A 13,124-nucleotide genomic window follows, 5' to 3' on the forward strand; every position below is an offset into this window, starting at 1 on the left:
TATGTTAAAAATGATTTAGGTAATATCTCGTAGTCCGCAAAGAAATAAATTTCATTGCTAATAGCACAAGTCAGCTAAAGCGACTATTTTAAACAGATTAAACTGTATTTTTTGTATTTTATAATTTTATGTCAATTATTTTCACTGATTATCAACCCCTTCATTTTATTACCGTTACTGAAGAAAATTATCTACAATTATTACCTTTAGTGAAAATAACTAAAGGAGTTTTATGGTTGCCTAATAGCTTAAAAAATAGTAATAATTATGATGATCATTCTGTAAAATTTTATGATGGTTCTTTAGCAGAACATTTAGCTAATATTTGGCATGAATCTAAGGCAATTATCTTTACTTTAGCTATAGGTGCGATCGTGCGTTTAATTGCCCCTTTATTAGTAGATAAAAAAAGCGATCCTGCTATTATAGCTATCGATCGAACCTTTGAGTATATCATTAGTTTAACGGGGGGGCATGAAGGAAAAGCCGATAAATTAACAGAATTATTAGCCCATGAATTAGAGGCAAAAGCGATTATTAGTAGTGCTTCTTATCATCTTAATTTACCATCGATCGATACCTTTGGGGAGATATTTGGTTGGCAAAAAGGAGAAGGAAATTGGACAGAAGTTAGTATCAATATTGCTAGAAACAAGCCTATTTTAGTGCAACAAAATTCAGGTTTATTATGGTGGCAAAATCGCCTCCCGTTTCAACATCCTTTTCTTTTTGATACCTCAGAAAAAGAAGCTGAGGGAATGCTATATATAGGAGTAGAAAAACCTCCCCAAGTCGATATTCCTTTGGTAAGTTGGCATCCCCGTTGTTTGTGGGTTGGTATTGGTTGCGAAAGAGACACTTCCCCCTCTCTGATTGAATCTGCCTTAGTAAATGTGTTAAATCAGTATAATTTATCACCGAAAGCCATCGCCTCTCTAGCTACGATCGATGTCAAACATGATGAAATCGGGATTTTAGCCTTAGCGCAAAAATGGAATTTACCGTTACAAATCTTTACACCCGAAGAATTAAAATCGGTATCTGTACCAAATCCTTCTAGTATTGTGGAGAATGAAGTCGGCACACCTAGTGTAGCGGAAGCATCGGCATTGAAAGCAAGTTTATTGCCTAATTTGATAGAAAATACCCTAAAATCTCCTGATTTAGTTGTACCAAAACAAATTATTCGTCAGGAAGGAGAAAAAGGCGCTGTAACTATTGCCATTGCTCGATCGAACTTAGAATATAATCTTAGTCAGGGTAAATTATACCTCATCGGTACAGGACCGGGTGATATACAATACCTCACCTCCACCGCTAAAACCGCCTTGAGGGAAGCAGATATAATTATCGGTTATGGTTTATATATTGACTTGATTAAATCTTTACTACGTCCAGAACAAATCATCGAGTCTTCTCCCATTACCCAAGAAAGACAACGGGCGCAAAGATCGATCGAACTGGCAAAATGGGGCTTAAAGGTAGCAGTAATTTCATCAGGAGATTGCGGTATTTACGGCATGGCGGGGCTTGTTTTAGAAATTTTGGCAAATCAGAACTGGGATACAAAATCACCTCCTTTACAAGTATTTTCTGGCATAACAGCTTTGCAAAGTGTCGCCGCCAAAATTGGCTCTCCCCTGATGCACGATTTTTGTGCTATCAGTTTGAGTGACTTGTTAACCCCTTGGGATGTCATCGAAAAACGCTTGATTGCCGCCGCTAGTGCCGATTTTGTCACAGCAATTTATAACCCTCGATCGAACACCCGTACTCAACAGATAGTCAAAGCGCAAGAAATTTTCTTACAATACCGCAATCCAAACACTCCTGTAGCTATAGCTCGTTCTATCAGTCGAGAAGATGAAAGTATTGTTATCACTACCTTAGATGTCATGTTAACCCATTCGATCGATATGTTAACCACAGTTATCATCGGCAATAGCAGTACAAAACGTTATCACGATTTACTGATAACTCCTAGAGGATACTTAAATAGGTAATGAGTAATAAGTAATAGGTAATAGGGCAAGGGAAGTTATTCAAGTAATCACGGAAATATTGCTGTTTTCCTTGACAAATTTATTGACCTTTGTTATATTAATAAATGTGCCAAATCAATGGGATGTCGCCAAGCGGTAAGGCAGCGGGTTTTGGTCTCGCCATTCCTAGGTTCGAATCCTAGCATCCCAGTATATTGTATTTTATTTCATTATTTTTCTTCCCATGAAAGAGAAAATATTAACCTGGCTCGATCGATTTTTAATTGCTGATGTATTTTTAGTCATTATTGCCTTTTTTTGGTTTGTCGTTGCTTTAATCGGGCGTTCTATGGGAATATCGTTAGGATGGGATATATGGTATCAACTATGGATACCAGTATTTAACCCCGCCATTGGCATTTTATTTATGGGGGCTTTCTTGAGTTGGATTGTTAAAAAAATAGGACAATTAAAAATTAAAAATTAAGGCTTTCCTTATGACTTTAAATGTTGATTTGAGAGTAGCAAAAATTCCTTTTATCGGTTATATTGCTGTTCATTATTGGTTCGTAATTGAGGAAGAAAGTTGTCAACAACGGTGGGAAGTGTGGCAAAGCAAAAATTTAGTACCTAGTAGTTGGGGACATTTACATTATAATTTGATGATGGCAACCAGAGGTGTTGGTAATGGTGATAGTTGGATAGAAACTCAATGGCAAGGTGAAGAAGCCAAAAATTTAAGACAAGTTATTCAAGAATCTCCCTCATTTTATCCTTATAATAATCTCTATCGTTATTATCCCGGTCCTAACAGTAATACTTATGTTCAATGGATACTCGATCGAGCCAATATTGATTATCCGTTATCGTGGCGCGGTTGGGGTAAATATTTCCATCGTCATAAATAGGTAAATAAATTAACTATATATCAAGACTTTTAACTATTATTTAGCGATAAAATATCATAACGATTGTAGAAAAGCCAAAATTATTATGCACCGAATACCAGCAACCCCCGGCGGATGGAATCCTGACAATGAGGGGGTGATTATTATTGAGCAAAATCCTGCACCGATTATCTTCCTTACTAGCGCGGATACGGATATTCAGACTATTGCCTCCAGTTTCGACTCTTTACCTGACGACTTTCCAGAAATTAGAGTTGCCAATCTATTGCAGTTACAGCAGGAATTGACGATTGATACCTATGGAGAGGAGATTTTATCACAGGCACAAGTGATTATTTTGCGCTTGTTGGGGGGTAGAAGTTATTGGAGTTATGGCTTAGAAGTGTGTAAAGACATAGTTAGCCAAACTAACGCTTATTTACTCATTTTACCCGGTGACGATCGACCTGACGTTGATTTAATCAGTCATTCTAACGTTTCCTTATCTATCGTCAATCAATTTTGGCAATACTTAATCGAGGGGGGTGTTGAAAATTTTGTCAACGCATTTAAGTATCTTAGTGATAGTTTTTTCCACAGTAATTTTAAACCTAATTCACCTCGATCGATCGATCGACTTGGTATTTATCAACTTTCCCATGAGGCGAGGGGAAGAAATATTGAATCTCTCACCAACTCTCCTCAAGATAAGACTAAATCTTCCCAAAAAAAAATAACTTTCTCTAATGACAATAAATTAGGAGAAAATAAGCAACAAATTGATACAGCTATTATATTTTATCGATCGCACTTTCTCTCAGGAAATCTTAAACCTATTGATGCTTTATCCACAGTATTAACCCAAGAAAATTTAAGCAGTATTGCTATTTATGTATCCTCCCTTCAAGAGACAGATATTCAAGAAGAATTAATCAAATTATTACAACATCATCAAGTCAAATTAATTTTAAACACCACTAGCTTTTCTGTAGCAAAAATTGGCAATGAAACTAACGCTAAAATTTGGCAAACTTTAGATATTCCCGTTTTACAAGTCATCTTAAGTGGCAGTACTAAAGAATATTGGGCAGATAACTTTCAAGGCTTATCACCTAGGGATGTTGCCATGAATGTTGCCCTCCCCGAAGTGGATGGAAGAATTATCACAAGGGCGATTTCTTTCAAATCTGTAGCGACTTGGCATCCTCAATTAGAAACCGATATAGTAATTTATGAACCTTTGCTCGATCGAATTAATTATATAGCAAAATTGACAAAAAAATGGGTTAATCTCAGTAAAGTTAGTAACTCAGAAAAAAAAGTAGCTTTAATTTTAGCTAACTATCCTAATAAAGACGGAAGAATTGCTAACGGCGTTGGATTAGATACTCCTGCAAGTTGTATTAATATATTAAAGGCTTTACAAGAAAAAGGTTATCAAATTAAAGACATTCCTGCCAACGGTGACGAGTTAATTTTTAAGTTAATAGAAGGGGTAACTAATGATTTAGAAATGCAATCTCAACGGCAAGTTAATCAATTTTTATCCCTAGAAGAATATGAGACTTATTTTGCTACCTTACCCTTAGAAACCCAACAACAAATCAATACTCGATGGAAAAATATAACCTCGTATGCGAATGATTATCATTCGTATCCAGATAGCCTTATCTCAGAAAAAATAATACCCATTTCGGGGATACAATTAGACAATATTTTTATTGGCATTCAACCCTCAAGAGGATACGATTTTGATCCTAATTTGAATTATCATGCGCCAGATTTAGAGCCAACTCATCATTATTTAGCCTTCTATTATTGGGTAAGAGAAATTTTTAAAGCCGATGCTATTATTCATGTGGGAAAACATGGTAATTTAGAATGGTTGCCGGGTAAAAGTTTAGTTTTATCAGAAAATTGTTACCCTGAAATTGCTTTAGATAGTTTACCTAATTTTTATCCTTTTATTGTAAATGATCCGGGGGAAGGTTCACAGGCAAAACGCAGGGCAAATGCAGTTATAATTGATCATTTAACTCCACCTTTAACCCGTGCAGAATTATACAGTGATTTATTAGAATTAGAGGCTTTAATTGATGAATATTATCAGGCACAAAGTCTTAACCCTAGTCGTTTAAAAGTTATCTTCGATCGAATCTTGAATTTAACCAAGACTACTAACCTCAATCAAGATTTAGCCATTAAAGAGGTAAATCAAGACACGTTTTCGCAATTTTTAACCACTGCTGACAGTTATTTATGTGAGTTAAAAGACGCTCAAATTAGAGATGGTTTACATATTTTTGGACAATGCCCTCAAGGGCGACAATTACGAGATTTAATTATTTCGATCGCACGATTTAGCAGTTATAATAATTTAGGATTAATAGACGCAATTCAGGGAGATTTAGAGCAAAATATTGACAATTTGTTAAATAAAAATAAAGAAAATATAGAGCTTTTAAAGATTAAAGAAAAATTAGAAAGTAAAGAGGGTAAAGAATATATAGAGAATCTAGCTTATCAATTAATAGATAACTTAATTCGAGGAAAAAATCTTAATAACTTATCCTTAGATAGCATAAATAAAGATGCTGATAATAATAACTATCTATCTTCGGTAACTCAATTATTAGATACCTTAGATAAAGAAAATTATCAACAAATTAGCTTAGGAAAACATACCGAAAAATCTCTTAATTGGATAGCTAATAATCTTTTCCCCAACCTCTTAAAAAGCGATCGAGAAATCAGCAATTTAATGAGAGGATTAGAAGGCAAATTCATTCCTAGTGGTTCATCAGGAGCACCCAGTCGAGGCAGGGCGGATGTTTTACCCACAGGGCGCAATTTTTACTCAGTGGATATAAGAGCAATCCCTAGTGAAACCGCTTGGGATGTGGGAAGAAAAGCCGCCGAGGCGGTAATTGAACGTTATACCCAAGAAAACGGCGAATATCCCAAAACCTTAGCGATTTCCGTGTGGGGTACTTCCACCATGCGCACGGGAGGCGATGATATTGCCCAAATTATGGCACTCATGGGCATCAAACCCGTTTGGGATGGAGTTAGTCGTCGGGTGGTTGACTATGAAATTCTACCCCTGTCTGTGTTAGGACGACCTCGTATAGATGTAACTGTGAGAGTTTCGGGCTTTTTTCGTGACGGATTTCCCACAATACTGGAATTATTATATAAATCGATCGAACATTTGTCAACCCTTACTGAAGAAAAAGAGCAAAATCCCCTCGCTTTACAAGTAGAAAAAGAGACTAAATATTGGTTAGATCAAGGTTTAGAAGAAAGTGAAGCAAAACAGAGGGCAAGTTATCGTTTATTTGGCTCAAAACCCGGTGCTTATGGTGCTGGTTTACAAGGTTTAATTGAGTCGCAAAACTGGGAAAATGATGAGGATTTAGCGAGGGCTTATTTAAACTGGAGTAGTTATGCTTATCAGGGAAATAAAGGAGTTTCCATGCCCGAAGTTTTTGAGCAAAGATTGAAAACATTACAGATAGTTTTGCATAACCAAGATAATCGAGAACATGATTTATTAGACTCCGATGATTATTACCAATTTCAAGGCGGATTAACCGTAGCCGTGAGACATTTAAAAGGTGAAAATCCTGTTACTTATTTTGGGGATAATTCTCAACCTAATAACCCGAAAGTTAGGGAGTTAAAAGAAGAAATTGCGAGGGTTTATCGTAGTCGAGTTATTAATCCGAAATGGATAGCAGGAGTTATGCGTCATGGCTATAAAGGAGCGTTTGAAATGAGTGCCACTGTGGATTATTTATTCGCCTATTCTGCTACTACTAAAACCGTACCTAATTTTATGTTTGAAGGAGTGGCTAAAAGTTATTTATTCGATGAAAAAGTACAACAATTTATTCAAGAAAAAAACCCTTGGGCGTTAAGGGATATGGCGGAAAGATTAATCGAAGCAAATCAACGTAATTTATGGCAAAATGTCTCTCAAGAAATGTTAGATAAATTAAGACAAATTGCCCATGAAGCTGAAGGTTCGATCGAGTAAGATTCAGTAAAGTATTATGATATATCTTTTGTATCTGTTCTGTTAAATGTGTTGATTCATTAAAATTTTCCCAATTTAACTTACCTAAAAATACAGATAGAAACTGACAGGTTATTTTTTCTTCAAAATTATAAAAACTTGGGATACCAATAGTGATTAAGTACCTATAGGGATAATGGTAATATCTAACCCTATGGAATTAAGAGTTAATTTGTTAATTTTAAGATACTCATTAGCATCTAGGAAATTATGAGATAAGAGATCAGGTAAACCAGATACCTTATTTAAGTTATCCATGCACAAAAACTCTAATTTTTCATACATTGAATCATCATAATTTAGTAGCCTAATGTATCCGTAATCTGTTTTTAAGCCGTTTAAAGAAACATCAGTCATCATTCTTACAGTGAATTTAATCTTATCTCTTAACTTCTTGAGAGATAGGCTTTTAGTATGTTTTTCATTACTTTTAGCTTTAATCTTGATGCTAACTGATTTTTGCTTAACCTCTTTATCTGTAAGGCATAATAACGCTAAATTCTCATTAATTGCCTTATTTTCCATTGATTTTAACAAATGATTAATAGGTTTATTTACGTCAAATTTATTTAACTCGTTGATACTTTTTTCAAGATTTTTGATTTTATCTTGTAGGGAATTAATAGATTGTTTAACACTGATAATTAGGTTATTGAGTGAAAATAATTGATCTTTATCAGTCATTGATAATTTTTTCTGTTCTAGGTTAGATAATAATTTTTTTGTTTCTTCTATTCCTCCTAATACGGTTTTTTTATTTTTATTTTTATCTATGTATTCATATCCTATAGTTTCATATATTTTTTTTGTTTCTTCTAGTTTTTTAATGTGATTATCTATTGCTTGATGAATTTTATCTTGATAAAACTCTATAGGAATAGGGGTAACAAAAAGTTGATTCACCGTGCTTTTTTCATGGGTAAATACCATTAATCCTATTCCCTTTGATTGAATTTTACATTCATCTAATTTTGTTCTGTCATTAACAAAAAATACAATATCATCTAAAAATGGATTAGACTCGACTACCGATTTTAAATCAGTAAAATTCTTACGTTCTAAGTATTGCAATACGTTATATACTGATAGCCCGTGCTTGTCTTTTTCAAGATGAAAACCATAACTCTTATAAGTCCACTTAGTGTGTAACGTTTCTAATACGGCATATTGAGCGATAGGACAAACTAAGGAATTATTAAGGAATAATTCTACTAAGCAATTATTAAGACGTATCGCAAAATCTAATCCACAGTAAACAAAATTATTACTTAAACGTCCAGAAAAATGGGTTTTTTGATTAAGTTTTTTCGTTTTGGATGTATCAGTTACATCTAAACCATTTGTAGCTTTAACTTTTTTTCAGTTTTATTTTTGCTAAGTTTATTCTTTTTTTCATCTTCAGATAATAAGATTATTTTTTGTGAAAATAAATCATAATTTAGTAACCAATTTACTTTTTTCAAAAAATCAACTAATAATTGACAAATTGTAGTTAAATCTTCTGCTTTATTTTGTTTAAATAAATATTTAATTATTATTAATAAAGTATCTTTTCTATGATCCAAACAAAGATAATCAATAATTTCTATAACTATTACATTTTTTAATATAGTTTCTTCTGTACTATCATTTATAAGCCTTAGACTAGAAATAATATTTTGTTTACTTTCTTTGATTATTTTAACTGTCTTTTCATGTTTTTCATTTTCTTTAACTTCATTAGTTATTATAAAAAAATCTGGGTAAGTATTATTAATAATATCTAAAAAATATTGATTAAATATTCTTCTTCTTTGATTTTTGCCATGTATAGTTAATCTACGCCATGAATCTAAATCATCTGAAAACACTCTTAATGAGCAATTTTGAGGACTATTTTCTAGTATCTTAAAGTGTGCAAAATGAGGCTGATTTTTTTCCCCTTTTTTCAAATAAACTTCTTCACCACAAGATAAGCATCTTAATCCTAGACGTTGATAAGATGAATAATCTAAGTTATCATCGTCAGCAGAAATAATTTGACTTAAATACATTGATTTTGCATAAAACATTTTATCTCGCTTTTTTCACATTTGCTTAAAATGGAAGTAATCATATAGTAACACTATTTCTAATCAAATTTGTAAGAAAAAGTCCTTGAATGGAAACACTTTTATTAGGAAGATAGAGAATATAATGATTATTACTAATTAACAATATTTGACTATGAAACCTATAATCATTGTACTTTTACTATTGATAACTTCGATCGTCGGCTGCGGCAAATCTGCCGATAATGAAAATCAAAACCAAACTCCTCCATCTTCTCCGACTACCAATACAGGAGATAATACACAGCAAAATCCTTCTTCTAACGACAATAATCAAAGTGATGATAATGACAATGATGATGAAGACGATAATCAAAAAGACGATGAAGATAATGATGATGACGACTAATTTGCTTTATGATTCCTTATTTTTGTAGAAGAAGTAAAAAAAGTTCAACAAGATATTTTGTAAAATAGATTTAATCAAATTCAACAATATAATTGATATAAAATTATGAAATTAAAAGTTACGAATCAAGGAGTCGTTATTCCCAAAGAATTATTAGGAGAATCAGAGGAAATAGAAATTATCCAGCAAGACGATAAATTAATAATTATTAAGAAAAAACCTTCCATTTGGGATTTAGGAAAGAATCCTGTCAAATGTGACGTTACTGACGGTGCAATTAATCATGATAAATATTTATATAATCAATGAAATCACTTTATTTTTTAGATACAAGTTATATTATTGCTTTAGAAATAGTTAACGAAGACTATCATCAACAAGTTTTACAACATTGGCAAACATTAGCAATTTATCAACCATTATTAGTAACAACTACTTATATTTTTGATGAAATTGTTACCTTTTTTAACAATCGAAATCTACATTATAAAGCAGTGGAAATTGGTAATCGCTTAATAGAAAGTTCAGAAATTCAGTTAATAGAAATTGATCAAAAATTGTTTAATGAGGGATGGCTATATTTTCAAAAATATAAGGATAAATCTTATTCTTTAACCGATTGTTTATCTTTTATTATTATGGAGCAAAATAATATATATCAAGCCCTAACATTAGATCATCATTTTGTCCAAGCTGGGTTTCAAAAATTTCCTTTAATTTAATTCAAAATAGATTAATTAGCATCTACAAATTAAAATAATTTCGGCTCTTCTACAGTAGTACAGTAATCAAAGTGATGATAATGACAATGATGACAATGATGATGACTTTAACAAATATTTTCGATCGAATTATCTTAGTCCCGTTTTACCAATTCTTTCCTACGATAGAGATATTTCAATAATTAACAAAACAAGGGTTGAAGCCCTTACTACGAAACAACTTAAATTTTTTCGATCGAACTATCATCGAGAATATAGGATTGCGATATAATTTGATTAGAAATCCATAAAATGCCACGATGAATGACTCTGCTACTATAAATCACAATTTTCCATCCCCTTATAAAGTTGTCAAAAAACTTGGTAGTGGTAGTTTTGGTCATGTTTACCTCGTCACTAATGAGCAAACTCAACAACAGTGCGTTATAAAAATACTGCATCCTGCTTCTCAACAACCAAACTTTATTAAACAGGCAAAAAGGCTTTTTAAACAAGAGGGAGAAATTCTCAAAAAACTCAATAATCCTCAAATCCCGAAATTAATTGACTACTTTGAAGAAGACGGAGAATTTTATTTAATAGAAGAATATATACAAGGTCATACTCTTAGAAATGAACTAAAACCAAATCAACCTTGGAGTGAAGTAGAAACAATTAAATTGTTACAAGAAGGTTTATCAATTCTCAGAGATATTCACCATTGCGGTATCATTCATCGTGACGTAAAACCAGATAACTTTATCCGTCGTCAACAGGATGGAAAATTAGTTTTAATTGATTTTGGTGCGGTTAAAGAATTTAATATAGAACAAAGTCGTTTAATCGATCCTACTGTAGCTTTGGGTACTCGTGGTTATATGCCCACCGAACAAGCTAGGGGGAAACCTTATAAAAACAGTGATATATACGCTTTGGGCATGATTGCCATTCAAGCCTTAACGGGTAAAAATCCCATGGAATTAGAAGAAGACGAAGAAGGGGAAATTATTTGGCGCAACGGGCTGAATATTAATCCAGCCTTGGGGGATATTCTTAGTCAAATGGTGCGTTATCACCACAAATTACGTTATCAATGTGCTGATGATGTAATTAAAGACTTAAACCACTATCAACAACCACAGTCTAACATCCCTAGTACTCAATTAATTGAAAATTCTCCGTTACCCTCAAAGGAAATCAAAAAAACTGAAATTATTAATCATACTAATTCTTCTGTTTCCACAGTCATGAAAAATGACAGAATTTCCCATGAAGAAAAACAAAATAATTCTTCTGCTTTTGGTGATTGGTTAAAATCATCTATGGGTACAACAGTAACAACAGCCCTTACTATTGGATTAATTGCTACGGGGGGGGCTTATTTTATGAATAGTAAAGAAAAAGCTCGAATTGAACAAGAAAAAAATGATTTTATTGTTTTAATGGATAGTAAATTAAATACCAGTGCTTATGAAGAATGTTTTACTAAAGCTGAGGAAGAATTAAACAAAGAAGATACGAATATTTCATCTCAAATTTTATCAGAATATCAGGGAAAATGTCGTTTAGAAAAAGCTAAACAATTAATACAATTTTCTAATTATAGTGAAGCCTTACAAGTCATCGATCGAATTCCGAAGAATAATGAATATTATAATCAAGCGCAGGTTTTAGGAGAAGAGTGGAGTAAAATTGTCTTTGAGAAAGCCAAAAAACTCTATACAGAAGAAGGAAAATTAGATGATGCTTTAAAGGAAATCAATACTATTCCCAATAATTCTACCAAAACCGCATCTTTAATTGTCGTGGGTAAATGGAAAGAAGAGCATGAGAAAAACAGTTATTTATTAAGAGAAGCTCAAAAGGATTTAGAGTATAATAATTGTGAGTCCGCTATCCAAACTGTCAGTCAAATTTCTGGTTCAAATTATTGGTTATTAGAAGGAAAAAAAGTGGTAGATAAAGCTCAAAAATGTCTCATAGATCAAAATAAAAATAACCCTAATATTCCTGTTAATAATTCTAATTCTACACCGAATAATCCTTCGCAAAAACCTCCCTCTAATGTGATTGATCTTTGTGAAACAAATAGTATTTTATGCCCTGATTAAATAGTTATTATTACTTTTTTTGTCAAGGGTTTTATGTTAATTTTTATTAAGTTTATAAAGGTAATATAGTTATTTTCTTATCATAGAAATAAATTAAATTCATAACTTAAAATTATGTTTTCTAAATTAAGACTGATACAAGGTGGCTCGATCGTATTCTTATTATGTAACGGATTGGTTTCGATCGAACCCACCCTTGCCAATCCTACCATAGAAATAGCCCAAGCCAATTCAGTGGAAATGGTTTATAACCAGATGAATCAATCCATGAATAGTGCCTTTCAAGAGATTATCCCGTTTTTGAGTGCTTTACAGCAAATGGAAAAAATCGAAACCGATGAACAATTATTAAGTTTAACTCAACAGTTAACTCCCGTTGCCACCAGAATTACTAATAATTTTACTCAAGCCTATAACTCAGGGGAAAAAATGATGCCCATGCTTCCCCAAGGTACGATCGAAACCGAATATATGGGAACTATAGTAACACTAAATGGATTAGGCGCATTAGCTTTCACCCCTTGGGTACAAATATTAAACTCCATTCAACAAGCCTATCAAACACAAAACGCTAATCAGTTAAAACAGGCTCTTGAGCGAATGCCCGAAGCTACCAATAAGTTACTCCAATTTGCAGGTCAAGCACAATCTGTAGCACAACAGGGGCAACAAATACAAACTGCCCGAAGTAATGCTAATTCTGGGGGGAATATGAGTCCAGCAGACTATGAAAAACTCTCTCAAATTCATCGTATGGGGCATGAAACCAGTATGAGTATAATTAACAATATGAAATCAGATGGGGAATGGCGCTATAATTACAGCACCGGACAAGATGAATATAGATATTATTAGTGTATAGTGTATAGTGTATAGTGTATAGTGTATAGTGTATAGTGTATAGTGTATAGTGTATAGTGTATAGT

General features: G+C 32.9%; 11 protein-coding genes and 1 tRNA gene. 10 read left to right on the plus strand and 2 right to left on the minus strand.

The window, feature by feature from the left end; all coding sequences use genetic code 11:
* Positions 1–128 precede the first annotated feature (128 nt).
* From cobJ to cobN, 5 genes are all read left to right on the plus strand, one after another.
* Entirely contained in the window at positions 129–2,003 is a 1,875-nt protein-coding gene (gene cobJ / locus ACN4EE_RS13975) for a precorrin-3B C(17)-methyltransferase (protein WP_431707071.1), read from the plus strand.
* Positions 2,004–2,121: 118 nt separating this feature from the next.
* Positions 2,122–2,193: transfer RNA gene (locus ACN4EE_RS13980), tRNA-Gln, on the plus strand.
* Between the two features lie 33 nt (positions 2,194–2,226).
* The gene (locus ACN4EE_RS13985) at positions 2,227–2,469 is read left to right on the plus strand and encodes a hypothetical protein (RefSeq protein WP_431707072.1); all 243 of its coding nucleotides are present in this window, start codon (positions 2,227–2,229) and stop codon (positions 2,467–2,469) included.
* 10 nt (positions 2,470–2,479) lie between these two features.
* Complete coding sequence (locus tag ACN4EE_RS13990) at positions 2,480–2,890, plus strand: DUF3750 domain-containing protein (RefSeq protein WP_431707073.1); 411 nt, start codon at positions 2,480–2,482, stop codon at positions 2,888–2,890.
* Between the two features lie 85 nt (positions 2,891–2,975).
* The gene (gene cobN, locus ACN4EE_RS13995; RefSeq protein WP_431707074.1) at positions 2,976–6,908 is read left to right on the plus strand and encodes a cobaltochelatase subunit CobN; all 3,933 of its coding nucleotides are present in this window, start codon (positions 2,976–2,978) and stop codon (positions 6,906–6,908) included.
* A 156-nt stretch (positions 6,909–7,064) separates the two neighbouring features.
* Here cobN and ACN4EE_RS14000 read toward each other — a convergent pair whose 3' ends face one another.
* Together ACN4EE_RS14000 and ACN4EE_RS14005 are read right to left on the minus strand one after the other, a co-directional pair.
* A complete protein-coding gene (locus ACN4EE_RS14000) occupies positions 7,065–8,018 on the minus strand; it encodes a hypothetical protein (protein ID WP_431707075.1) in 954 nt (317 codons plus the stop codon).
* 260 nt (positions 8,019–8,278) lie between these two features.
* Positions 8,279–8,998 carry a competence protein CoiA family protein gene (locus ACN4EE_RS14005; RefSeq protein ID WP_431707076.1) on the minus strand — a complete coding sequence of 240 codons (720 nt, stop codon included), beginning with the start codon at positions 8,996–8,998 and terminating at the stop codon, positions 8,279–8,281.
* Between the two features lie 154 nt (positions 8,999–9,152).
* Here ACN4EE_RS14005 and ACN4EE_RS14010 point away from each other — a divergent pair, with 154 nt between their 5' ends.
* The 5 genes from ACN4EE_RS14010 (at position 9,153) to ACN4EE_RS14030 (ending at position 13,053) form a co-directional block, all read left to right on the plus strand.
* Entirely contained in the window at positions 9,153–9,386 is a 234-nt protein-coding gene (locus ACN4EE_RS14010) for a hypothetical protein (RefSeq protein ID WP_431707077.1), read from the plus strand.
* 105 nt (positions 9,387–9,491) lie between these two features.
* Positions 9,492–9,695: an AbrB/MazE/SpoVT family DNA-binding domain-containing protein gene (locus ACN4EE_RS14015; protein WP_431707078.1), complete on the plus strand. Its 204-nt coding sequence runs from the start codon at positions 9,492–9,494 to the stop codon at positions 9,693–9,695.
* Positions 9,692–10,108 (plus strand): type II toxin-antitoxin system VapC family toxin, encoded by a 417-nt coding sequence (locus ACN4EE_RS14020; protein WP_431707079.1) that lies wholly within the window; start codon positions 9,692–9,694, stop codon positions 10,106–10,108. The genes ACN4EE_RS14015 and ACN4EE_RS14020 overlap by 4 nt, the downstream gene beginning before the upstream one ends.
* A gap of 299 nt (positions 10,109–10,407) precedes the next feature.
* Positions 10,408–12,198 carry a protein kinase domain-containing protein gene (locus tag ACN4EE_RS14025; protein ID WP_431707080.1) on the plus strand — a complete coding sequence of 597 codons (1,791 nt, stop codon included), beginning with the start codon at positions 10,408–10,410 and terminating at the stop codon, positions 12,196–12,198.
* 114 nt (positions 12,199–12,312) lie between these two features.
* Positions 12,313–13,053, plus strand: coding sequence for a hypothetical protein (locus ACN4EE_RS14030; RefSeq protein ID WP_431707081.1), 741 nt, complete (start codon positions 12,313–12,315; stop codon positions 13,051–13,053).
* Positions 13,054–13,124: the final 71 nt, after the last annotated feature.

It is taken from the genome of Geminocystis sp. CENA526 (assembly GCF_050753365.1).
Taxonomy (GTDB): domain Bacteria; phylum Cyanobacteriota; class Cyanobacteriia; order Cyanobacteriales; family Cyanobacteriaceae; genus Geminocystis.

What these genes read in the sequence shown, in the direction of transcription:
- cobJ (WP_431707071.1), top strand. Translation starts at nt 129, where the DNA reads ATGTCAATTATTTTCACTGATTATCAACCCCTTCATTTTATTACCGTT.
- ACN4EE_RS13985 (WP_431707072.1), top strand. Translation starts at nt 2,227, where the DNA reads ATGAAAGAGAAAATATTAACCTGGCTCGATCGATTTTTAATTGCTGAT.
- ACN4EE_RS13990 (WP_431707073.1), top strand. Translation starts at nt 2,480, where the DNA reads ATGACTTTAAATGTTGATTTGAGAGTAGCAAAAATTCCTTTTATCGGT.
- cobN (WP_431707074.1), top strand. Translation starts at nt 2,976, where the DNA reads ATGCACCGAATACCAGCAACCCCCGGCGGATGGAATCCTGACAATGAG.
- ACN4EE_RS14005 (WP_431707076.1), bottom strand. Translation starts at nt 8,998, where the DNA reads ATGTTTTATGCAAAATCAATGTATTTAAGTCAAATTATTTCTGCTGAC.
- ACN4EE_RS14010 (WP_431707077.1), top strand. Translation starts at nt 9,153, where the DNA reads ATGAAACCTATAATCATTGTACTTTTACTATTGATAACTTCGATCGTC.
- ACN4EE_RS14015 (WP_431707078.1), top strand. Translation starts at nt 9,492, where the DNA reads ATGAAATTAAAAGTTACGAATCAAGGAGTCGTTATTCCCAAAGAATTA.
- ACN4EE_RS14020 (WP_431707079.1), top strand. Translation starts at nt 9,692, where the DNA reads ATGAAATCACTTTATTTTTTAGATACAAGTTATATTATTGCTTTAGAA.
- ACN4EE_RS14025 (WP_431707080.1), top strand. Translation starts at nt 10,408, where the DNA reads ATGAATGACTCTGCTACTATAAATCACAATTTTCCATCCCCTTATAAA.
- ACN4EE_RS14030 (WP_431707081.1), top strand. Translation starts at nt 12,313, where the DNA reads ATGTTTTCTAAATTAAGACTGATACAAGGTGGCTCGATCGTATTCTTA.